Below are 21433 nucleotides of genomic sequence, written 5' to 3'. Positions count from 1 at the left end.
CCGACTCAGGAGATGACGGCGCGGCCGTAGACGCCACCGGGCCTGAACAAGATGAAGAGAAACAGGATGACGAAGGTGACGGCCTCGCTCCATTGAGGGTCTATCATTGCCAGACAAAGATTCTCAGCCATGCCAAGCAAGAGGCCTGCCAGCGCTGCCCCTCTGAGACTGCCGACCCCACCCACAATGGTTGCTGCCAGACTAATGAGCATCACGTGGTGGGACATGGAAGGGTTTAACCCCGAAGTCGCCGCCGTTAAAATCGCGGCAGGTACGACTAATATCGATCCAATCAAAAAGGCGAATTGGGATATTTTTCGTTGAGTCAGCCCGTAAACGTCGATCAGCACCGGATTCTCACCCAAAGCACGCAGTGCAATTCCCATGTTGGTCTGAGTGAGTAAATATTGCAAGAGGGCAAAGCAGACAACTGCGCAGATCAGCACAATGGCAAGCATGGGCGCTACAAATAAGCCCGGTGCCAGTTCGATGCTTTTACTCAGAGGTGTGCTGATCGTGACGAGGCCGCGACCGAAAGCCATTGCGATGAGGTTTTGCACAACGATTGCAACACCGAAGGAGGCTGCGAACACTGTGAAAAAAGATCCCTCGTGGCGTTGAATAATGGCGTACACCCAACGATCAAGCAGCATGCCAAACAAGGCTGCCACCAGGATTGAAGTCACCGCTGCGATTGGCCACCCTAAATGAGCGACGCTATACATTTCGAAAAATGCGTAACCCGCAATCGTGAAGGTTGCCCCGTGTGCTGCATGGAAAATTCGCGTCATGCCAAAAATGAGCGAAAAGCCGGCCGCAATCAAAGCGTACAGCGCACCCGTTTGCAGGCCGTTAAAGATGAGTTGCACAATCAGCATGGCATGTCTACCCAGAACCGCTTAAAGAGAGCAGTTGGTTGTTATTTGCCCGGGACCAAGACCTTGCCCGTGCCGTCGCCGGCGATCTCCATGATCTGAATCGGCGCTTTGACGGTACCATCTGTTTCAAACGAAACGGTTGAACCAGCAAAATCGAAGCTTGGTGTTGCCTGTCTTTGAGCAAGCAGGTTTTCGCCAGTCACGGGTTTGCCAGCTTTCTCAAGCGCCGCTGCTAATAGCCCAAAGGTCAGCACGGAGTTGTAGTAGTTGACGACGTAGGTGGTTGGCTTCTTACCATACTTGGCGGTGTAGTCCGTGATCAATCGCTTCGTGCGTGGATCTTGTTTGTCCCAATCGATTTGTTGACTGGTGTAATAGATCCCCTTAGCTTCGGGTAGCTTCTGTACCGATGGGATGTCCACGGCCGAGTAACTGGCCAATGGCTGGCTGATGCCGTTGTCCCGCAGCTGCTTAATGAGCTGGCTCTCTTGGTTGCCATAGGTGGCGAAGTAAACGACGTCTGGTTTCACGTCACGCACCCGCGCCGCAACGCCCGAAAATTGTTGAGCAGTCGTCGGGATGGAAAAAGAACCAACCAGCTCGCCCCCGGCCTTGGTGAGCTCAGTGCCAAGATCTTTGAGAATAGCTTGTCCCAGTGGGTCGTCGACATAGATCAGGGCAACGCGTTTTAAACCCTTTTCTTTGACCAGGTAAGGCACGATGACCTTGACCTCAAAGTTGGCTAAGGGGATGGTGTTCCAGAAATAGTCACCAAGGGTTGCCAGGTCTGGGCCAACACCGCCACCGTTGACAATGACGGTTTTTGTGCGAGCGCCGACGGGAGCGACAGCTTTGGATACACCGGTGAAAGCCGACAGCATGAAAGGTACTTTGCTGACGTTAATGAGCTTATTGGCCGCAACGACACCTTGTGCTGGTGTTGCTTGACTGTCTTCGTAGACGATGCTGAGCTTGCCAGACAGCATCTTGTCGGCATTAATATGCTCGACGGCCATGTTGGCGCCGCTACTGAAAATCTGACCGTATTCAGCGTTGTCACCACTCATCGGAAACGCAGCGCCAATGGTGATGTCGGCTGCTATGGCCGGTTGAAATGTCAGTGCGCCGATCGCCAGCGCCGACAGAATGGCAGGCACAGAAAATAGCTTTTTCATTCGTTTGTCTCCAACAAAACAGTTTGTCATTTTGACGTTTTTATAGATGAGGCTTTCTAACTGACCACGCTCTGAAGCTTATTCCTTACTCTACCGTTAGATGAGTCATTTTCCCAGTAATTCTTTCAAAATTTCTTCGGTGTGTTGACCCAGTGTCGGTGGCGCGCGCCGATATTCGATGGGCGTGTCCGAAAAAATCATCGGACTAGCGGTGGTTGGGGTAGACCCAGCGATCGGGTGAGGCATGTTTTTCCAGATGCCGCGAGACACGACTTGAGGGTGTTTGAATACCTGGTCGATTGACTGAATCGGGCCACATGGGACGCCCACCGCCTCGAACTTCGCGATCCAATCGTCCCGTTTGCCGTTAGCCATGATCACTTCAAGCAGGGGAATCAACTCGTCCCGATTGATAATGCGCTGGCGGTTCGTGACAAATTTCGGATCAATCGCCAAATCTTGCCGCTCGATGGCTTGGCAATAGGATCTGAACTGCGAGTCGTTGCCGACGGCCACAATCATGAAACCGTCCGAGGTTTTGAACACCTGGTAGGGCACAACATTCTGATGCGCGTTACCAGCACGCTGCGGTGTCACCCCTGATGTCATGTAATTGAGATTTTGATTGGCAAGCATCGCCACGTGACAATCTAACAGCGCGATATCCAAGTGCTGTCCCAAACCACTGTGATCACGTTCACGGATAGCTGCGACGATGGCTAAAGAGGCGTACATGCCAGTGATGATATCCGTGACAGCAACGCCGGCTTTTTGTGGGCCAGCACCTGGCAAGCCATCTCGCTCACCGGTGATACTCATTAAGCCGCCCATGCCTTGAATCATGAAATCGTAGCCGGGGCGTTCAGCGAACGGCCCGGTCTGGCCAAACCCGGTGATTGAGCAATAGATCAGATGCGGAAAATCAGCTTTCATACTTTCGTAATCCAAGCCATACTGCTTCAAACCGCCCACTTTGAAATTCTCGACCAGAATGTCGCAGTGCTTGGCAAGTTCACGTACGATTTGCGCCCCTTCAGGGCTTGCCAAGTCGACCTCGATTGACCGCTTGTTGCGGTTGGTGCTCAAGTAATAGGCGGCCTCAGAGGTGTCTTCACCGTTCTCGTCCTTGAGAAACGGTGGTCCCCAAGCTCGCGTGTCATCACCCAGTTTAGGACGTTCGACTTTAATCACGTCCGCCCCGAGATCCGCGAGATTCTGAGTGCACCACGGCCCCGCTAAAACACGGGATAGATCCAACACACGGATGCCATTCAGGGGTGCTTGTCTTGCTTGAGTCATTTATTTGAATTCCGCGTAACCGTGGCTCAGGACCACCACATCTCTTTGCGCCACTTTGGCTCGATAACTCGCACTGTTGGGGCCAGTGCGCCACATCTCTACTATCAGGGTCTCACCGGGATAGACCGGCGAAGAAAATCGATTGTGCAAGGCAGTCAGCCGGCGAGCATCATTGTCGCAGAGTGTCTGGACAATAGCTCTGGCCGCAACCCCATAGGTGCAAAGGCCATGCAAAATCGGTTTGGCATAACCCGCTGCCTGAGCGACGTCTGGATCGGCATGCAACGGATTGTCGTCCCCACTCAAGCGATAGATAAGCGCAGCCTGCGGCAGGATGGGAATCGTGCAAGTCAGTTCTGGCGCTGTGTCAGGTGTCGCCTTGAGCTGAGTTGGGCTCTCGTCGGATTGACTTAGCCCACCATCACCACGACAGAACGTGGTCGAGCTAATCGTTGCTAGCAAGGTACCCGCATCGTCTTCGAGCGTTCGCTCGGTGATCACGAGAGCCCCTTTGTCGGCGCCCTTATCGATGACATGGGTTATCTTGGCGTGGCTGACGACTTTTCCGGTTGCCGGAATGGGGTGGTGAATGTTTAGCCGCTGTTCACCATGCACCAGCTTTACCCAGTTGATCCCAGAGGCAGGGTCTTTCATCCAGAAGCCAGGGTAGCCCAGCACGACAGCCATGGTGGGAAAGGCTTGCAGGTCTTTTTCGTAGGTAAATTGCAGGTGACTGGCAGCTGTTGCCGCTTGCCCGAAGCCAATCCCTAGCGCATAAAGGATCGAGTCTTTTTCGGTGTAGGTCTGTTTGACAACGGGAAACGTCCAGTTCTTGATCGTTTGATAGTCCATGATCAGATAGGATCCCAACCGATGACATCACCCGAACGTTCAAGCGGATAGAAATGGCTCTTTAAGGCGGGGGCGCCAATCTCGGCGATCAACTCAGGTGTCCAGCCTTCGCTCATGTGGACGGACCGCACTGGGCGTGGCTGGCTAAAAATCATAATTTCATTCGCACGTACGCCGAAGATTTGCGCAGTGACGTGACTGGCCGCATCGCTCGATAAGTAAACTGCCATCGGTGCAATCTTGTTTGCATCCATCTTTTGAAGTCTTTCGACACGCGCCTTTTCTTCAGGGGTATTGGCGGGGATAGAGCTGGTCATTCGGCTCCAGGCGAAGGGGGCAATACAGTTCGAGCGCACGTTGTAGCGAGCCATATCAAGCGCGATGGATTTTGATAGGGCCGCAATACCAAGTTTGGCAGCTGAATAGTTAGCTTGCCCGAAATTACCAATCAAGCCTGAGGTCGATGTCATATGGACGAAGGCGCCCGACTCTTGTTCGCGGAAATAGTTCGCCGCCGCCCTGCTGACGTAGTAGGTTCCATTGAGATGGACGTCGATGACTTGGCTCCATTCTTCGTCGCTCATTTTGTGAAACACGCGATCACGCAAATTACCCGCGTTGTTCACAACAATATCAATCCTGCCAAAATGCTGAACCGCTGTCTCGATGATGTTGTTCGCGGTTGCACGAGTCGCGACGCTGTCAGTGCAGGGTACCGCTTGCCCGCCTGCTTTAATAATTTCGTCGACCACTTGCTGGGCAGGGCCGGCGCTTAGACCTTCACCTGTCAGGCTCGCGCCAATGTCATTCACAACGACTTTCGCCCCTGCGGCCGCCATGGCCAAGGCGATGCCACGCCCGACACCGCCGCCAGATCCTGTCACGACCGCTACTTTGCCTGCCAACATTCCACTCATCCTGATTCTCCGAATATTTTAATTTTTAGGTGTTACAACGCGATGGTTGCAATATAGTAGGGCCAAATGCGATCATCCGCTATTCAGATTTCGGGATGCCTGTCTTTGCCTTATTGAAATACTGATCGCACGCGTCTCGTCAAAGCAAAAATAATTCGGTGAGCTTCAAATGAAAAAATTTTCCCAGTTAGTGATGGGGTCGTTGCTGATGTGTGTCGTGACTGCGGGCTTGGCGCAAAGCTGGCCTGAGAGAGCAGTCGATTTCATCGTCCCCTTTGCGCCAGGCGGCCCAGTGGATACGACGGCGCGAATCACCACTCAGGGTTTGGCACAGCGATGGAAAGTCTCGACCGTGATTGAGAACAAAGCAGGCGCCGGGGGCATCTTGGGTGCGCAAGCAGCAGTGAAGTCTGCGCCCGATGGTTATCATTTCTTTTTTGCAGCCATCCATCACGCAATACTTCCGGCGCTAAAAAATAACTTGAGTTATGACGTGCAAAAGGATTTGATACCGGTCGGGTTAGTCGCGAGATTTCCGATTGTATTAGTCGTCAACCCAAGCTTGCCGGTGACATCCGTCTCAGGGTTGATCGCCTACGCGAAGGCTAATCCCGGCAAATTGTCGTATAGCTCATCGGGCACGGGCGGTGGTACCCATCTCGCGGGTGAAATCTTTGACAGCCTGGCGGGTACGAAGATGCAGCATATCCCCTACAAAGGCAGTGCCCCAGCGATACAAGATCTGGTCGCTGGGCAAGTACAACTGATGTTTGCTGATGCGCCGTCTGCCATGCCGTTTATCAGGGCGGGCAAAATTCGAGCATTAGCCGTTGGCAATCCTGAACCATCGATTTTCTTCCCTGAGTTGCCAACCATCGCACAAGCAGGTTTGCCAGGTTACGAAGCTTATTCTTGGACGGGATTAATGGCTCCGGTGGGTACCCCTCAATTCGTGATTGATCGAGTGAGCGCTGATTTGACCAAGGTCTTGTCGGATCCCAAGACGGCAGACGCCTTGAAGGTGGCTGGGGCAGAAGCCGCAACCGATAGTCCTGCGCAGTTTCAAACGTTTATGACAGGCGAAATCAAGAAATGGGGCGATATCATTCGCGCTGCGCACATCACGGTTGATGACTGATCCGGTGAGTGGGGGACATGACTGTGTTGGCCGCCGATGCCACCCACTTGATAAGACGCAAGTTACTCCGGTTTGATATTGCCTTTGGTCACAACGTCTTGCCACAGATCGAGTTCATGTGAAATACGTTCGCCAAATTCAATTTCATTGATCGAGTCAATCACGTAGCCACCTTTTTCAACCGCGGCGACAAATTCTGGATTTCGTTTCACTCGATTGGTCGCCTCGCGCAGTTTCGTCACAACCGCATCGGGCAGGTTCAAGGGGCCGATGACGCCGATCCAGCCAACGACTTCATAATCCTTGATGCCCGCCTCGATCATTGTCGGGACGTTTGGCATGCCTGGGTTGCGAGTGCGAGAAGTGACGGCCAGTGCTCTACCTTGTCCAGAGTCAACAAACACTTTGGCTGTGCTAATGATGTCAAACATAAAAGTGATTTTGCCACTCACGACATCCATCATGGCAGGCGAGTTGCCTTTATAGGGGACGTGTAGCATCTCGGTGCCAGTCGATTGACGCAATAGTTCGGCCGACATGTGATTCGAGGCACCCACACCTGCAGATCCAAAAGAGACTTTGTCAGGGTTCAATTTAGCGTAATCGATCAGCTCTTGAATTGAATTGGCCGGGATTTGCGGACCGATCACCAGCATGTTGGTGTAGTTGACGACCGATGCGATCAACGTAAAGTCAGTGCGAGGATTGAACATTTTGCTGCGTTGCACGACAGGGGTAATGGTCATACTCGGGCTGGCGACAAAGTTCAAGAGGTAGCCATCCGGGGGTGCTTTGGCGGTTTGATCGGCAGCGATCATGCCGCTTGCACCCGCTTTGTTTTCGACGACCACAGACGCTTTGAGCTCGTCGCCCAAGAACTTGGCAAACAAACGAGCTGTGGTGTCCACCGGACCACCCGCCGAGTAGCCAACGACCAGTTTGATCGGGCGTTCAGGCCATTTGTCCTGAGCACAAGCGCTTGTCGCAGCAGCTGCGATGCTGAAACACAGCAGAAGTTGGGTGAGGTATTTGATGGATGTCATTATTCTATTTTCGCTCCGGATTCTTTGACTGCTTTGGACCAGACAAGCAAGTCATTTTCGATGGTTTTCCCAAACTCAGCGGGCGTTGACGTCACGACGTCGTAACCGCTTGCATTGAGCTGCGCCTTGACCGCCGGAAGATTTGCCACTTCAGTGAACGCTTCATTGAGTTTATCGATCACTGTCTTTGGCGTGTTTGCAGGTGCTATGACGCCATACCAGCCGTCGATCACGAAACCGGGAACGGTCTGCGCAATCGTTGGGGTGTCTGGCAGAAGCGGTGAACGTTTTGCACTGGCAACGGCGATTGGTCTGAATTTCCCGTTCTGTACTTGAGGGTAGGAGGTCGAGAAGCTATCGAACATCAGATCGATTTCCCCGCCAAGTAACGCGACAACAACGGGACCACTGCCCTTATAGGGGACATGAACCATTTTGGTATCCGTGGCCCGTTGAAACATTTCAGAAGATAAATGGCTTGTATTGCCATTGCCGGCTGAGCCATATGAAAGTTTCCCGGGGTTTGCTTTGGCGTACGCAATGAGCTCACTGACTGTGTGCACCGGCAAACTTGGTTTGACGACTAACAAGAGTGGCAACCGCGCGACCAGCGAGACGGGGGTGAAGTCTTTGATCGTATCGTAGGGCAACGTGGGGTACAGAGAGGGGTTGATGGCGTGAGCCGATAGCACCATCAAAATGGTGTAGCCATCAGGCTTGGCGTGCGCCAAAGCATTGGTTGCAATGGTTCCTCCCGCGCCAGCTTTGTACTCAATGACAACAGGTTGGCCGAGCTTCTTTTGTAATTCAGCCATCATGGGACGAGCCAGAAAGTCGGCGCTGCCCCCAGGCGGATAAGGCAATAGCAAGGTAATCGGCTGGTTCGGAAAAGTCTGCGCGCACGCCCAAGGGGTCATGCACACCAATCCTGCTGTTAGCGACCAAAGTATCAGTTGACGGCTAATGGTCATGCGCAAAGCGTGTTTCATTGTGGCGTCCTTTTTTGATCGGCCTGATCTTTGGCGTCCAACGTTAAATCAAAAACTGAGTTGCCCATCGGGATTTCGCTTGATCACGGACATATTCGGCGCCGGTGTTAAAGGGGCGCCCGTTTTCTCTTGCAGTTCATCGAAACTTAAGCCATCAAGGATGGCGCGCACGATAAATTCACCAGCTACCACATCCACAATGGCGAGATCGGTATAGACATGCTTGACGACCCCCAAACCGGTGAGCGGATAGGTACATTGCTTCAGTAATTTGGGCGAACCATCCTTAGCAACATGGTCCATGGTCACAATCACGCTCTTGGCGCCAATCGCCAAATCCATCGCACCGCCAATGGCCGCGATTGCATTGGGTTCTATCGTCATCCAGTTCGCAAGATCTCCGTTGGCAGCGACCTGAAACCCGCCGAGCACTGAGTAATCCAAATGACCACCCCTCATCATGGCAAACGCCGTGGTGTGCTCGCAGATCGAGGCACCGTCAACCAGTGTGATTGGCGTGCGGCTCGCGTTAATCAAGTCCCAATCGATTTCGTCGCCCTCGGCGTTGCGACCCATACCAAGAATGCCATTCTCGCTATGCAACAAAATTTCTTTGTCTTTGGGTAAGTAATTGCCCACTTGAGTTGGCATGCCAATACCGAGATTGACGACCGATCCATCTTCAAAATGTTGAGCGACAAGGTAGGCGATCTCCAAGCGAGTCAGCGGTTGATAGTTGGTCATTTGCTGTCTCCAGTTTTGACGACCGCGTCGACAAAGATGCCAGGCGTCATAATATATTGCGGGTCTAGTGCGCCGAGCTCGACGATTTCTCTTACTTGCACAATCGTGTGCTTGCCAGCCATTGACATGACCGGACCAAACTGCCTTTGTGCGAAACGGTAGGTCAGATTGCCCCAGCGGTCGCCTTGGTCAGCCTTGATCAGAGCGAAGTCCCCTGATAAGGGTTGCTCAAGAATGTACCCCTTGCCGTCAATCACTCGCTGCTCTTTGCCCTCTGCGACGAGCGTGCCATAGCCGGTTGGGGTAAAAAACGGGCCTAAACCTGCACCCGCCGCTCTGAGTCGCTCTGCGAGCGTCCCCTGAGGCATACATTCAAGTTCGACCCTACCTTCGCGGTACGCTTGCGCAAAGGCCTCTGAGTTAGGAGGGCGTGGATGCGAGCAAATGACTTTGCGTACACGACCTTGCCGGATCATGGCGGCAATACCTCTGTCATAGGTGCCCGCATTATTCGCGATGATCAGCAAGTCTCTGAGGTCTTTGTCGATGATGGCATTCATCAGTTCATAGGGGACCCCCGCTTCGCCAAAACCGCTGACAATGATGGATGCACCATCCTGGATGGGCGCAATGGCTTCTTCGAGGGATGCCTTGATCTTATTCAACATACTTCAATGCTCCATGGATAAATGGGCGCCCTGGACGATGGGTTGCCATGTCGCGCGTTGCTCATCAATATAGGTTTGAAATTCCTCGGGCGTGTTCCCGCCTGTCACGCCGCCCATACTTTGAAATCTAGCTTGCATATCGGGCGTCTCAAGAACACTTTTAGCAGCCTGTTGAATTTTTTTACGAATGCTAAGCGGCGTGCCAGCAGGCGCAACCAGCCCAAACCACGCGGTCACCACCATATTGTCGATGCCGGCTTCGGCCATCGTAGGCACATCCGGCAATTCGGGCGACCGAGTTTGGCTGGTAATTGCCAACGCTCGTAATTGCCCCCCTTTGATGTAGGGCATTGAGCTGGGCAAATTATCAATCATGAAGGTGAACTGATTGCCTAACAGCGCCGCAACCGCCGGCCCTGCCCCCTTGTAGGGTACGTGGGCGGCTTGGATGCCAGCACGTTGTACGAACATTTCACCCGATAGATGTGGCGATTGACCAGTCCCGGATGACCCAAAGGAAAACTGCCCAGTCGGGTTTTTCTTGATACTGTCGATCAATTCTTTCGCTGTTTTGTACGGAGACTGGCTGTTGACAACAAGGATGTTCGGTACGGAAACGATGAGCGTGACTGCGCTGAAATCCTCAGGCTTGTAAGGTAACTTTTTGTAAAGTGAGTAGTTGATTGCGTTGGGGCCGATATTACCCATGTCGAGCGTATACCCATCTGGGGCTGACCGGACGAGTGCTTGGGATCCAATAATGCCACCGGCGCCTGCCCTGTTTTCAACAACAACCGTCGTGCTCAGCGCAGTAGCTAATTTGTCGCTGATGACTCGAGTTGCAATGTCTGAGGTACCCCCGGGAGCAGCGGGCACAATAATGGTGATTGGCTTTTCTGGCCAGGCCGCGACGGCATCCCCCACAAACCCTGCGGATAGCAGCGCGCAAACCAACCATTTTGAGGTCGTTTTCAAAGAGTCTCCTCGAGCATTTTTATAAGTTTTGTGGCATTGTACGTGTGCTTTATAGTTATACGGGATTTTAAGAATAAGAACGCAGACTTTCAGAAACAGAGATTCCCGTGTTTCTTGCCAGCGTTAATATGACCGCGACGAGGAGAATAAAAATGGACTTAACTTGGACCAAAGAAGAGTTGGCGTTTCGCGACGAAGTGCGCGAATTCGTGAAAACTCAAATACCCGAAGATATGCGTGCAAAAACATTTGCACATCAACGGGCTAGCCGCGAGGACTATATCCGCTGGCATAAGATTTTGGCCAATAGAGGGTGGGGTGCACCCAATTGGCCTAAAGAATATGGCGGCACCGGCTGGACGAGCCTTCAGAAACTCATTTTTGAAGTTGAGACATTCAAAGGTGGCGCGCCGCGCATGCTGCCCTTTGGGTTGAGCATGATTGGCCCAGTCTTGATGAAATTTGGCAATCAAGCTCAGAAAGATTACTACTTGCCCAGAATCATCAATATGGACGACTGGTGGTGTCAAGGGTATTCGGAACCTGGCTCAGGGTCTGATCTGGCTTCGCTGAAAACCAAGGCTGAAATTGTCGGCAATGAATTTGTCATTAATGGTCAGAAGACTTGGACCACCTTGGCCCATCATGCGGATTGGATGTTTTGCTTGGTGAGAACAGACCCCAGTGCCAAGGCGCAACGCGGGATTTCGATGGTGCTGATCGACATGCGCCAGCCAGGCGTGAGTGTGCGCCCGATTAAAACGCTCGACAGTGGCGCTGAAGTCAATGAAGTCTGGCTTGAAAACGTTAAAGCCCCTCTTGAAAATCTGGTCGGCGAATTGAATGGTGGTTGGACATACGCTAAGTATTTGCTCGGCCACGAAAGAACCGGCATTGCTGGGCTTGGCTATTGTTATCGTGAGCTTGCCATTCTGAAATCCCTGGCAGAGCGCACCACCGCCCGTGGGGAATCTCTCGGACTGGATCCTCGGGTGCGTGACAGCATTAACCGCGTTGAAGCCTCGGTGCGCGCCCTAGAAATGCTATTGCTGCGTGTCGCCGCTGACAGCAGCTCGGCTGAACCTGGTCCCAAAGCCTCTATTCTAAAAATCAGAGGTTCTGAAATCCAGCAAGATCTGGCTCGATTGCAAATGCAAATCGCAGGCGCAGACGCGTGGCCCTATGATCCCGACTGGATGTTTGCAGAGTCGTCGTTCCATGGTCCTGGCCCCGATTTCTCTCCTGCTGCTGCAGCGAGCTACTTTGATAACCGCAAAACAACAATTTACGGCGGTAGTACTGAAGTGCAGAAAGGCATTATTGCCAAGCACATTATCGGCGTATAAAAGGATCTCAAAATGGATTTTTCGTACTCAGAAGAACAACGTATGTTGACAGACAGTTTGCGCCGAGTCATGAGCGAAAACTGGACATTCAAACACCGCAGAGCCCGCCAAGCGACCGGCCAGATGGATGAGCAAGCGTGGCAATCTTTAGCTGAACTTGGCGTTGCAGGCTTAGTGGTGCCAGAAGCCTATGGCGGGTTTGGTGAGAGCCCAGCGACGATGTTGACCGTGCATCACGAGCTTGGGCGTGGCTTGGTCAGCGAGCCTGTGATCCCCAGTGCTGTGATGGCGGTGACATTGCTGTCTGGTAGCCAAAACGAAGCGTTGAAAGAGAAATGGCTAAATGCTCACGCAGAGGGCGAGGCGGTATTGACGATCGCTTGGCAAGAAGAGGGTGAACGTTATTCGATGCGTCCGTTGTGCACGCATGCTGAGCGCGCTGCGTCGGGCTATGTTTTGAATGGACGTAAAACACTGGTCTGGCATGGTGCTGCTGCTCAAGCGCTGATTGTGTCGGCGCTGCTCGACGGCGAAATGGCGCTGTTTTTGGTTGAACGATCAGCGACTGGGCTTTCGATTGCCGACTATCCCACGTTTGACGGGATGCGGACGGCCACGGTCGGGTTGGATAACATCGCGTTGGGATCAGATGCATTGATTGCAAAGGGACCACAAGCCGAAGCCCTGATGAATCTTGCTTTTGATTTTGGCATCACGGCCTTGTGTGCCCATGCGTGTGGTGCCATGGAATACCTGACCGAAGTCACGATTCAATACCTCAAGACCCGTCAACAATTTGGTCAGTATCTTGCGAATTTTCAGGTATTGCAGCATCGCATGGGCGATATGCTGATTCAGCAAGAAATGGCGTTATCCATGACTTATGTCGCCGCGCAGGCGCTGGGTCAAAGCGACGCCGCTGAAAGAAGCCGATTAGTGTCAATGACAAAAGTTGAAGTCGCTGCAGCGGCACGTTTGGTGGGTGAGGCGGCTGTTCAGCTTCACGGCGGCATGGGCATGACCGATGAGCTTGAAGTGGGTGATTACTTCAAACGCTTGACCTACACGGATTTGCTGTTGGGCGATACCTTTCATCACTTGCAACGTATGCAAGATATGGCGGGTTGATCACCATGACCACGAGCGATTTAAGCGCATGGGTAGGGCGATCTAAAACGGTCTCGGATCGACTCGATCCGACTCATGCCGCTTCTATCGCGGTCACCTTGGGTCAGCCTAAGCCCGAGGCGGGTTCAGAGCTTGCCCCCCTCTGGCATTGGGCCTACTTTCTGGAAACCGTGCCGCTCGCTGAAACGGGTAGAGACGGGCATCCGGCGCGGGGCAGTTTTCTGCCGCCTGCCGATAACCGCAATCGCATGTGGGCGGGCGGGAGAATCCATTTTTCTGGCGCACTGAAAGTGGGCATTGAGGCTGAAAAAACGTCGACCGTGCTGGCCATTCATGAGAAACAAGGTAGAACCGGCTCGCTGTTGTTTGTCACGGTCAAGCATGAGGTTGTGCAACAAGGCAGATGTGTGATCAGTGAAGAGCAAGATATTGTGTACCGCGAACCGAGTCCACCGAAGTTAGTAGGCAGTGAGCCCGTGCCAGCCTCGCAATGGATGCAAACGGTGAATCCGACTGAGGTCATGCTGTTCAGGTACTCGGCGGTTACTTTCAATAGCCACAGAATTCATTATGACTATCCGTATGTGACGCAAACCGAAGGCTATCCCGGCTTAGTGGTGCATGGCCCGCTGATTGCGACGATGATGTGTCAGGCCTTTGTCGCCGCGAACCCGAATGCCCGTCTGAAACAGATGGCTTATCGAGGTCTGCGTCCCTTGATTGCCCCCACCCCTTTTGAGGTGGGTGGCACGATACAAACTGCCGGTCACGCGATGGTCTGGGCGCAGCAAGGTGGGACATTGGCTCACCAGGCAGATATCCACTTTGAAATCTAAACAATGAATTCGACCTCATCAGCATTCACTTCACGTCCTCGTCCGCTCGACGGGATCACTGTTGTGAGTCTCGAGCATGCTATCGCTGCACCCTTCTGCACACGACAACTGGCTGATATGGGTGCGCGGGTGATTAAGGTCGAGCGACCTGGTGTGGGTGATTTCGCCCGTAATTACGATACCCGTACTAAGGGTTTAGCGTCACACTTTGTTTGGACGAATCGCTCGAAAGAAAGTTTAACGCTTGATCTTAAACACCCTGGTGCCCATGAGATTTTGCTGCAGCTGTTGGGGCAGGCAGACGTTTTGGTTCAGAATCTTGCACCGAGTGCAGCGGCACGCATGGGTTTGTCGTTTGAAGCCTTACATACTCAATTCCCCCAATTGATTGTGTGTGATATCTCGGGCTATGGGGATGGCGGGCCTTACGAAACTAAAAAGGCCTATGACCTTCTGATTCAAAGTGAGAGCGGGTTTGTGTCGACAACAGGCTCGCCGGATTCGCCCGCCAAAGCGGGGTGCTCACTTTCAGATATTGCCGCTGGGTCTTACGCTTACTCAAGTATCTTGAACGCCTTGTTGCTTCGCCATAAAACAGGGCTTGGTAGTCGGCTAGATGTTTCGATGTTGGAAAGTACTGTTGAGTGGATGAGCTTTCCGCTTTACTACGCCTACGACGGGGCGCCTGCGCCTGTGAGGGCTGGCGCGTCACATGCAACGATTTATCCTTATGGGCCTTTTCCAGTTGGCGACGGTAGTCAGGTCATGTTGGGCTTGCAAAACGAGAGAGAGTGGCAAGCCTTTTGCGAAAAGGTCTTACAAGATCCGTCAGTGGCGACCAGTGTGGATTATGAGAACAACACCAAACGCTCGGCTAACCGTGAGCCTTTAAGAGCTTTGATTGTTGAAGCTTTTAGTCAAATGACCATTGACCAAGTGGTGCAACGGCTTGAAGATGCGCAAATTGCGAACGCACGAGTCAACGAGATGAAAGACGTCTGGGCGCATCCGCAGCTCAAGGCACGTCAGCGTTGGGTTGAAATTGAGAGCCCTGCTGGGCCGCTACCAGCGCTGTTGCCCCCAGCCAGTAACAACCAGTTCGATCCTCGGATGGATCCGATCCCTGATATTGGCGAACACACCGTCAAAATCCTGAAAGAGCTACAGGTGAGCGACCAACAGATAGTTGAACTGCGAGCAGCAAACGCCATATAGTCGTCGTCAACCGGGATTTTTCATATGATGTTCATCAAATATTCGCTTTGGGCCGCATTGGCTGGCGGTCTCATCCCCGTGATGGCGGTCATTAATGCGAAGCTGGGTGCTACCTTGGGTAACCCGCTGCACGCGCCCGTCATTTTGATGTTGGTGGGGTTGGTTGCAGCCATTGGGCTTAGTTTGATGCTCACCTCTAAAATCCCTGATTTTCGGGCGCTTGAGACAGTGAATCCATTGCATTTGTTGGGGGGTGTCTTCGTCTGTTTTTATGTCGTCAGTGCCACGTTACTTTCTCCACGCATGGGGGTCAGTGACTTTATTCTGTTCGCCGTTTGCGCCCAAATTTTGACCTCAGCGGCGATTGATCACTTTGGCTTGTTTGGTGCGGCAGTACGAGAAGTTTCTTTGGCCAAGGGGGGCGGCTTGGCGCTCGTGATCGTTGGTTTGATGATGTCTCAAATGGCTAAGACTTGAAAACTGGATCGCCTTGCCACTGACGAAGGATTTAAGAAAACGAGGCAACCAGCTGGGTATACCTGCTGAGTGGTTCACCGCGTCGGTGCTCGCGTTGTAAAAAAATTGACTGAGAAGCAATGATGGCACACCGGATTGCAAAGCTAGCTGTGAGTATTTTCATGGTCGTCACAACGCCAGCAAGTCGTGCAGAAACACCCATACCGTGGGAAAAATCGCCCGTCACGAGAACTTTGCCAGGCGTGGTGACAACCGCACAAACGTTTTTTTCACCGGTGTTCGGAACCAAGCAGGGTGAGTTCAAAGCCATGTACGAATCCATGCTCGATAAGCGAGAAACGGCCTCTGGCACGTTTTTGCTGGCTCGCTTTCGTGTGGTCGAAGCTCAGGCGACAGGGGGCGGGCATCCCGTCTATGATCCCAAGCACGATACCTACGAACAAACCGTCATGGTCGATTGTGCCAGGCACTTTTCTGATACGGTGCAAGAGTCGTTTTATCTGAACAGCAAGCTAGTCGCTCACAGAGATGTTCCCGACGCTGACATCATCATGAACCAAGATCTAACGCCAAACACGACCATCGACGATCTATGCAAGCACCTGAAATCCAAAAATGCTTGGTGACAAACAGAATGGCGATCAGGCAGTATCCTAACCTCAAGTGATACTAACCCGCTAAAGAGGATTGCTACTGTGTTGAGACGCTGGCGACTGTTTCCCAAGTATGCGACGCTCATTGCTTTGTTGGTGACGGCGCTATTGGGTGTTAGCAGTGCCATTGGGATCTACTTTGCCTACCAAGAAGCCTATGACCATTTAGCCAGTTTGCAGCTTGAAAAGGCGAGGGATGCGGCCTACCGCATAGAGCAGTTCGTGGTGCAAATTCAACGGCAAATGGATTGGACAACACTGTCAAACACGGCCCACGACGAAGACTCGCTCGCTCAACAGCGCATCGAGTACACCAGACTATTGCGTACTTCACCCGCGATCAGTGAAGTGACATGGATGGATGCAAATGGGTTTGAGCAGCTGAGGATATCGCGGTTCGCCGTGGATCGTGTGCGCAGCGGCATTGACTGGTCAAAAGAAGATAGCTTCCATGCCGTGAAAGAGGGGAAAGCTTATTTTGGGCCGGTTTATTTTGTCAAAGACACTGAGCCCTATATAACGATTGCACGCCCTGCACTGGGTGGTGTGCTGCAGACCGAGGTCAATCTCAAGTATGTCTGGGATGTGGTCCCACAGATCAAGATGGGGGTCAAGGGGCTCGCCTATGTCGTCGATTCACTGGGTACCTTGGTGGTCCATCCCGAAGTCAGCATGGTCCTTAAACGCTCGAACTTGATGAGCCTGCCTCAGGTTCAAAGCATGAACCAGGGTGATGACTTTTCCCCCGGTCTAAACATGGATAACGTGAAGGTCTTATCGGCGCATGCGCCCATTGAGAGCCTGCAATGGACGGTATTTGTTGAGACGCCCGAAAGTGAAATTCTTGATGCGGTGTATCAGCCTGTCCTCAGGTCGACGGTCGTCTTGATTGCAGGCCTTCTGGTATCAGTTCTGGCCAGCTTCTATCTGGCCAGAGCGCTTGCGCGGCCGCTCAATATTTTGCAAGCGGGTGCCGCTCGGATCGGCGCAGGCGACCTCGATAGCCATATTGTGGTCAAGACTGGCGATGAAATAGAAGGATTGGCTGATCAATTTAATCACATGAGCCGTGAGCTCAAAGCTTCCTACGCAGACCTTGAACGCAAGGTTGACGAGCGAACCCTACAGCTTCGGCGCGCGCAAGATCGCAGTGAAGAGTTATTGCACAATATACTCCCGCGTGACATTGCGGATGAACTGACAGCCACGGGCACTGCACGCCCCACTCGTCACGAGTCAGTATCGGTTTTATTCACAGACTTAAGTGGGTTTACTCAGACTGCGTCAACGATGCCAGCAGATCGAATGGTCTTCGAGCTTAACGAGCTGTTTTGTGGGTTCGACGATATTTGCGATGAGTTAGGCGTTGAGAAAATCAAAACGATTGGTGATGCGTATATGGCCGCGGCGGGGCTGCCCAAGCCGTGCGCGGATCATGCCTTGCGATGCGTCAATGCAGGTTTGCGCATGGTGGATTTTGTCGCAAAGCGTAACCTCACGTCTGCGTTCAAATGGTCAATGCGAGTGGGCATCCATTCAGGGCAGGTGGTCACCGGTATCGTTGGCAAACGAAAGTACGCCTTTGACATATGGGGTGATACGGTCAATATTGCCTCACGGATGGAGAGCGCAAGCGAAGCAGGGCGAGTCAACGTGTCAGCCTATACCTACTATTTGATTCAAGAAGAGTTCGACTGCGAGTATCGAGGCAAATTGGCGGCCAAGGGTAAAGGCGAAGTAGATATGTATTTCGTGTCAAGTCGCAAAACATGAGGCGCTAGCAGGCCTGATGCTGTGGTTGACCGGACGCCTTAAATTTTCCAGATGCGTTGATCTTCGCATTGCTTCAACCAGAAGCTGATGTTGTGTTGAGCAACTTCAAGCGCTGAGGTGAGTTCACTAAGCGGGCGCAAAACAAAGGCTCTTAAGTGCATACGTGGATGCGGTAAGGTCAGTTTGGGTGTATTCATCTCAATGCCGTCATACCACAGCAGATCAAGATCTAAGGTACGGGGCGCATTAAGGTGTGTTCTTTGCCTGCCGTATTCGAGTTCTATCGCTTGCAACGTCTCAAGTAATTCGAGCGGTGACTGATTCGTTGTTAACCGGGAAACGGTATTGACGAACGTGGGTCCCGCTGCATCCACCGGATCGCTGCCATAAAGGCTGGCGCTCTCGCAGGACAAGGTGCCCGGTGTACTGGTTAAAGACGCTAAGGCGGCGGTGATTGTTTGACGGGCATTGCCCAGGTTGGCACCCAGCCCGACGAAGGCAGTCGCTATCATGCAGATTCTGGCCCGCCACCGCCATTAGCCGCCGTTTTTGCGTTGGATCGATTTGGGCTACGGCGACGCCTAGCCCGAGTGCGTGTTGTCGCGCCTGTAGCTGGTTCGCGAGGCTGATTCGCCAGGTCGTCGAGCATTTCGGATCGACCCGCATCATCTGCGTTGGCGAGATCCATCCACCATTGAGCCAGCACGCTATCAAACTGATGCGCCGCCGCTCTTAACTGCAAAAAGTCGACGGCTGCTCGAAAGCGTGGCTGTTCGAACATTCGCCAGATTGATTTCGGCAGTCGCCGCTCGAACCGTGGTTGCATAAACCAGATCTCGCGCATGTCGGATGCGAAGCGCTTTTGGATGGCGAGCTTTTCGGTTTGCTCATCGAGCACGGAGTCAGCTGCCGCCATCAGCGACTGCACATAGGGCTCGCCGCGTTGAACCATAGCTTTGCAACGCGCTTCGACTTGTTGCCAAAGCAAGGCAGCAAACAGGAAGCTGGGGCTCACGGTTTTGCCGGCACGAATGCGATGGTCGGTACGATCCAGGGCAAGCTCGATGAAATCCTCACCCCCCGGTTGCTCGAAGACCACATCAAGCATGGGAAGCAAGCCCTGATGCAAACCATCCTGACGCAGTTGCCGGACGCAATCCATCGCATGTCCACAGGTCAGTAGTTTAAGCATTTCGTCGAATAGACGCGAGGCTGGCACATTTTCCAGCAGGTCAGCCATCGCCGCAATTGGCGCGCGCGTATCAGAGTCGATCGTGGCACCGAGTTTGACCGCAAATCTGACGGCCCTGAGCATCCTCACGGGATCTTCTCGGTAGCGAGTCTTGGGGTCGCCAATCATTCGAACCACGCGTTTCTTCAAATCTTCAACACCGTGGTGAAAGTCGATCACTTGTTCGGTAGACGGGTCGTAATAGAGGGCATTGATCGTGAAGTCTCGACGAACAGCATCTTGCTCATGATTGCCAAATTCGTTATCTCTCAAAATACGGCCATGATCATCGGTCTGTTGAAGCTCCGATGCTGGTGCGCGGAAGGTTGACGTTTCGATGATCTCTTGGCCAAAGACAACGTGCACCAGTTGAAAGCGACGACCGATGATGCGGGCCCGACGAAACAAAGGGGGAATTTGCTCAGGCGTTGCGTTCGTTGCGACATCGAAGTCTTTTGGTTCAAGGCCGACAATCAGGTCGCGCACCGCGCCACCGACGATATAGGCTTCGAAACCATGTTGCTGCAGTACTTCGCAAACTTTGATGGCGTGGCGAGAAACGTTGCGCCTATCGATGCCATGCCGCGATTTGTCGATGCGTTGCGGGCCTTGCTTGCGTCGGCCGAGTAAGCGGCCAACAAAACTTTTGATTGTTGTTTGTATCATCAGGATTTGTTGTCTTGTACATGCTCAAAGAGATTGAGCACGGGCCAATGACGTTGTTGTGCCAGCTCGAATAAACTGGTACTGGGATTGGTGACGATGGGATGTGTCACGACGTCAAGCAGAGGCACATCATTGATCGAGTCACTATAAAAATACGATTCACTGAAATCACTGAATTGCAGACCCATACCCTTGAGCCATGCGTTGACACGCAGGACTTTACCCTCCTTAAAACTGGGTGTGCCATGAATTTTGCCGGTGTAACGTCCGCCAATAAACTCTGGTTCGGTCGCGATTAAGTGGGGGATACCAAATGCCCGAGCAATTGGTGCCGTCACAAAACTATTGGTCGCAGTCACCAACGCGCAGAGATCGCCGGCCAGCAAATGCTGTTCAACCAAGTCAATTGCGCAAGGCTTCATGGCAGGCCGAATGACCTGCCTCATGTAGTCTTCATGCCACTGTGCCAAAGTTTGTGCCGTTTGGTTGGTCAGCAAACCCAACATGAATCCAGCGCTTTCTTCAGCCGTTAATTGGCCTGCGTTATAGCGGTCCATCAGTTCATTGTTGCGTGCGATAGCCACCGCAGGATCACCGATCTTACCGGTTTTTGCAAGGTATTCTGCCCACTGGTAGTCACTGTCTAACGGCAGTAACGTGTGATCCAGATCAAACAGCGCAAGTCGGTTAAACGTCTTCATTGCAGAAAATTCCGATCAGATAGCATGGCGCGCAACAGTGGCACAGTGATGTTTCGATGTTTAGAGAGAGAATAGCGATCAAGGGCATCCACCAGTGCAAATAATTGTCGGATATCGCGCGCGTAGTGCGTAAACATCCATTGCAGAACATCTTCAGACAAGGGCAAACCAATGTGTTTTGCGTGGTTCTCAAGGGCAGATAGTTTGTCCTGATCCGATAAGGGCTCAAGTCGATAGATAAGATCCCAACCGAGTCGCGTGCGCAAATCCTCACGCAAATCCATCATCAATGGCGCACGATTACCCGAGACCACTAAGGAAAACGCGCTTTTTGTTGAGGCAACCTCTCGCCAGCGATTGTACAAGGCAAATACCGCCGCTTGCTGCGAATCGTTCAGGTCGTGGACATCATCTACTAAAACAACCCCGGCAAATGTATCCAGTTCACCGTTGTCCGTCGCCAAGGCCTGAATGATTTCACTATTTGACTTTGCATCGAAGAATTTAGACGGTTGAGAGACTGAAATTGCTCTGAGCAAGTGCGTTCGACCACAGCCCGACGTCCCCCAGATATACATCGCGCGACCCGTTTGCAGATGGCGCGCGGCATCAATTGCCTCGGCGTTATCCCCAATGACGGTGTTTTCGAGGGTGGGTGCGGCGGCGGGAATAATTTCTAGTAGCAACTGCTGATTCATAGCTTCGTCTAAAATCCGGGTAAATCCTTAC

Annotated in this window: 22 protein-coding genes; 8 read left to right on the top strand and 14 right to left on the bottom strand. The window is 52.6% G+C overall.

Translation table 11 applies throughout. The features are described 5' to 3' along the window. Positions 1-5 precede the first annotated feature (5 nt). From AC1W8Y_RS01280 to AC1W8Y_RS01260, 5 genes are all read right to left on the bottom strand, one after another. Positions 6-878: a branched-chain amino acid ABC transporter permease gene (locus AC1W8Y_RS01280; protein ID WP_482012634.1), complete on the bottom strand. Its 873-nt coding sequence runs from the start codon at positions 876-878 to the stop codon at positions 6-8. A gap of 41 nt (positions 879-919) precedes the next feature. Further along, positions 920-2053 (bottom strand): ABC transporter substrate-binding protein, encoded by a 1134-nt coding sequence (locus AC1W8Y_RS01275; RefSeq protein ID WP_482012633.1) that lies wholly within the window; start codon positions 2051-2053, stop codon positions 920-922. A gap of 105 nt (positions 2054-2158) precedes the next feature. After that, entirely contained in the window at positions 2159-3352 is a 1194-nt protein-coding gene (locus tag AC1W8Y_RS01270) for a CaiB/BaiF CoA transferase family protein (protein ID WP_482012632.1), read from the bottom strand. After that, positions 3353-4204 (bottom strand): MaoC/PaaZ C-terminal domain-containing protein, encoded by an 852-nt coding sequence (locus tag AC1W8Y_RS01265; protein ID WP_482012631.1) that lies wholly within the window; start codon positions 4202-4204, stop codon positions 3353-3355. It lies immediately after the preceding gene. A gap of 2 nt (positions 4205-4206) precedes the next feature. Continuing rightward, the gene (locus tag AC1W8Y_RS01260; RefSeq protein ID WP_482012630.1) at positions 4207-5121 is read right to left on the bottom strand and encodes an SDR family NAD(P)-dependent oxidoreductase; all 915 of its coding nucleotides are present in this window, start codon (positions 5119-5121) and stop codon (positions 4207-4209) included. Between the two features lie 169 nt (positions 5122-5290). On the opposite strand from AC1W8Y_RS01260, the gene AC1W8Y_RS01255 reads away from it, so the two are divergent. After that, a complete protein-coding gene (locus AC1W8Y_RS01255; protein WP_482012629.1) occupies positions 5291-6259 on the top strand; it encodes a tripartite tricarboxylate transporter substrate binding protein in 969 nt (322 codons plus the stop codon). Between the two features lie 62 nt (positions 6260-6321). On the opposite strand, the gene AC1W8Y_RS01250 is transcribed toward AC1W8Y_RS01255, so the two are convergent. From AC1W8Y_RS01250 to AC1W8Y_RS01230, 5 genes are read right to left on the bottom strand one after another with little or no spacing between them, the layout of a single operon-like run. Beyond that, complete coding sequence (locus AC1W8Y_RS01250) at positions 6322-7293, bottom strand: Bug family tripartite tricarboxylate transporter substrate binding protein (protein ID WP_482012658.1); 972 nt, start codon at positions 7291-7293, stop codon at positions 6322-6324. 8 nt (positions 7294-7301) lie between these two features. Further along, a complete protein-coding gene (locus AC1W8Y_RS01245) occupies positions 7302-8291 on the bottom strand; it encodes a Bug family tripartite tricarboxylate transporter substrate binding protein (protein WP_482012628.1) in 990 nt (329 codons plus the stop codon). A 48-nt stretch (positions 8292-8339) separates the two neighbouring features. Further along, the gene (locus AC1W8Y_RS01240; RefSeq protein WP_482012627.1) at positions 8340-9035 is read right to left on the bottom strand and encodes a 3-oxoacid CoA-transferase subunit B; all 696 of its coding nucleotides are present in this window, start codon (positions 9033-9035) and stop codon (positions 8340-8342) included. After that, on the bottom strand, positions 9032-9703 hold the full coding sequence (locus AC1W8Y_RS01235) for a 3-oxoacid CoA-transferase subunit A (protein WP_482012626.1): 672 nt from the start codon (positions 9701-9703) through the stop codon (positions 9032-9034). Before AC1W8Y_RS01235 ends, AC1W8Y_RS01240 begins: the two co-directional genes overlap by 4 nt. 3 nt (positions 9704-9706) lie before the next feature. Further along, positions 9707-10678, bottom strand: a complete 972-nt coding sequence (locus AC1W8Y_RS01230; protein ID WP_482012625.1) for a Bug family tripartite tricarboxylate transporter substrate binding protein — start codon at positions 10676-10678, stop codon at positions 9707-9709. A 152-nt stretch (positions 10679-10830) separates the two neighbouring features. Here AC1W8Y_RS01230 and AC1W8Y_RS01225 point away from each other — a divergent pair, with 152 nt between their 5' ends. The 7 genes from AC1W8Y_RS01225 to AC1W8Y_RS01195 all read left to right on the top strand — a co-directional run bounded on the left by AC1W8Y_RS01225 (position 10831) and on the right by AC1W8Y_RS01195 (position 18106). Beyond that, on the top strand, positions 10831-12024 hold the full coding sequence (locus AC1W8Y_RS01225; protein WP_482012624.1) for an acyl-CoA dehydrogenase family protein: 1194 nt from the start codon (positions 10831-10833) through the stop codon (positions 12022-12024). A gap of 12 nt (positions 12025-12036) precedes the next feature. After that, entirely contained in the window at positions 12037-13152 is a 1116-nt protein-coding gene (locus AC1W8Y_RS01220; protein ID WP_482012623.1) for an acyl-CoA dehydrogenase family protein, read from the top strand. 5 nt (positions 13153-13157) lie between these two features. Next, positions 13158-13988 (top strand): HTD2 family dehydratase, encoded by an 831-nt coding sequence (locus AC1W8Y_RS01215; RefSeq protein WP_482012622.1) that lies wholly within the window; start codon positions 13158-13160, stop codon positions 13986-13988. Positions 13989-13991: 3 nt separating this feature from the next. Further along, positions 13992-15203 (top strand): CaiB/BaiF CoA transferase family protein, encoded by a 1212-nt coding sequence (locus AC1W8Y_RS01210; protein ID WP_482012621.1) that lies wholly within the window; start codon positions 13992-13994, stop codon positions 15201-15203. A 24-nt stretch (positions 15204-15227) separates the two neighbouring features. Next, positions 15228-15680, top strand: coding sequence for a DMT family transporter (locus AC1W8Y_RS01205; RefSeq protein ID WP_482012620.1), 453 nt, complete (start codon positions 15228-15230; stop codon positions 15678-15680). Between the two features lie 119 nt (positions 15681-15799). Continuing rightward, positions 15800-16306 (top strand): hypothetical protein, encoded by a 507-nt coding sequence (locus tag AC1W8Y_RS01200; protein WP_482012619.1) that lies wholly within the window; start codon positions 15800-15802, stop codon positions 16304-16306. A 69-nt stretch (positions 16307-16375) separates the two neighbouring features. Beyond that, a complete protein-coding gene (locus AC1W8Y_RS01195; RefSeq protein WP_482012618.1) occupies positions 16376-18106 on the top strand; it encodes an adenylate/guanylate cyclase domain-containing protein in 1731 nt (576 codons plus the stop codon). A 38-nt stretch (positions 18107-18144) separates the two neighbouring features. On the opposite strand, the gene folK is transcribed toward AC1W8Y_RS01195, so the two are convergent. From folK to hda, 4 genes are read right to left on the bottom strand one after another with little or no spacing between them, the layout of a single operon-like run. Further along, complete coding sequence (gene folK, locus AC1W8Y_RS01190) at positions 18145-18618, bottom strand: 2-amino-4-hydroxy-6-hydroxymethyldihydropteridine diphosphokinase (protein WP_482012617.1); 474 nt, start codon at positions 18616-18618, stop codon at positions 18145-18147. After that, positions 18615-20003, bottom strand: a complete 1389-nt coding sequence (gene pcnB, locus AC1W8Y_RS01185; protein ID WP_482012616.1) for a polynucleotide adenylyltransferase PcnB — start codon at positions 20001-20003, stop codon at positions 18615-18617. Before pcnB ends, folK begins: the two co-directional genes overlap by 4 nt. Next, positions 20003-20704 carry an HAD family hydrolase gene (locus tag AC1W8Y_RS01180; RefSeq protein WP_482012615.1) on the bottom strand — a complete coding sequence of 234 codons (702 nt, stop codon included), beginning with the start codon at positions 20702-20704 and terminating at the stop codon, positions 20003-20005. Before AC1W8Y_RS01180 ends, pcnB begins: the two co-directional genes overlap by 1 nt. After that, positions 20701-21402 (bottom strand): DnaA regulatory inactivator Hda, encoded by a 702-nt coding sequence (hda, locus tag AC1W8Y_RS01175; RefSeq protein ID WP_482012614.1) that lies wholly within the window; start codon positions 21400-21402, stop codon positions 20701-20703. The genes AC1W8Y_RS01180 and hda overlap by 4 nt, the downstream gene beginning before the upstream one ends. Between the last annotated feature and the right edge of the window lie 31 nt (positions 21403-21433).

This window comes from Jezberella sp. (assembly GCF_964834465.1).
This window is presented reverse-complemented; position numbering and strand designations above follow the sequence as displayed.

Excerpts from the sequence above, each read along its gene's own strand:
- AC1W8Y_RS01280 (WP_482012634.1), bottom strand. The coding sequence starts at position 878 with ATGCTGATTGTGCAACTCATCTTTAACGGCCTGCAAACGGGTGCGCTG.
- AC1W8Y_RS01275 (WP_482012633.1), bottom strand. The coding sequence starts at position 2,053 with ATGAAAAAGCTATTTTCTGTGCCTGCCATTCTGTCGGCGCTGGCGATC.
- AC1W8Y_RS01270 (WP_482012632.1), bottom strand. The coding sequence starts at position 3,352 with ATGACTCAAGCAAGACAAGCACCCCTGAATGGCATCCGTGTGTTGGAT.
- AC1W8Y_RS01265 (WP_482012631.1), bottom strand. The coding sequence starts at position 4,204 with ATGGACTATCAAACGATCAAGAACTGGACGTTTCCCGTTGTCAAACAG.
- AC1W8Y_RS01260 (WP_482012630.1), bottom strand. The coding sequence starts at position 5,121 with ATGAGTGGAATGTTGGCAGGCAAAGTAGCGGTCGTGACAGGATCTGGC.
- AC1W8Y_RS01255 (WP_482012629.1), top strand. The coding sequence starts at position 5,291 with ATGAAAAAATTTTCCCAGTTAGTGATGGGGTCGTTGCTGATGTGTGTC.
- AC1W8Y_RS01245 (WP_482012628.1), bottom strand. The coding sequence starts at position 8,291 with ATGAAACACGCTTTGCGCATGACCATTAGCCGTCAACTGATACTTTGG.
- AC1W8Y_RS01240 (WP_482012627.1), bottom strand. The coding sequence starts at position 9,035 with ATGACCAACTATCAACCGCTGACTCGCTTGGAGATCGCCTACCTTGTC.
- AC1W8Y_RS01235 (WP_482012626.1), bottom strand. The coding sequence starts at position 9,703 with ATGTTGAATAAGATCAAGGCATCCCTCGAAGAAGCCATTGCGCCCATC.
- AC1W8Y_RS01225 (WP_482012624.1), top strand. The coding sequence starts at position 10,831 with ATGGACTTAACTTGGACCAAAGAAGAGTTGGCGTTTCGCGACGAAGTG.
- AC1W8Y_RS01220 (WP_482012623.1), top strand. The coding sequence starts at position 12,037 with ATGGATTTTTCGTACTCAGAAGAACAACGTATGTTGACAGACAGTTTG.
- AC1W8Y_RS01215 (WP_482012622.1), top strand. The coding sequence starts at position 13,158 with ATGACCACGAGCGATTTAAGCGCATGGGTAGGGCGATCTAAAACGGTC.
- AC1W8Y_RS01210 (WP_482012621.1), top strand. The coding sequence starts at position 13,992 with ATGAATTCGACCTCATCAGCATTCACTTCACGTCCTCGTCCGCTCGAC.
- AC1W8Y_RS01205 (WP_482012620.1), top strand. The coding sequence starts at position 15,228 with ATGATGTTCATCAAATATTCGCTTTGGGCCGCATTGGCTGGCGGTCTC.
- AC1W8Y_RS01200 (WP_482012619.1), top strand. The coding sequence starts at position 15,800 with ATGATGGCACACCGGATTGCAAAGCTAGCTGTGAGTATTTTCATGGTC.
- folK (WP_482012617.1), bottom strand. The coding sequence starts at position 18,618 with ATGATAGCGACTGCCTTCGTCGGGCTGGGTGCCAACCTGGGCAATGCC.
- pcnB (WP_482012616.1), bottom strand. The coding sequence starts at position 20,003 with ATGATACAAACAACAATCAAAAGTTTTGTTGGCCGCTTACTCGGCCGA.
- AC1W8Y_RS01180 (WP_482012615.1), bottom strand. The coding sequence starts at position 20,704 with ATGAAGACGTTTAACCGACTTGCGCTGTTTGATCTGGATCACACGTTA.
- hda (WP_482012614.1), bottom strand. The coding sequence starts at position 21,402 with ATGAATCAGCAGTTGCTACTAGAAATTATTCCCGCCGCCGCACCCACC.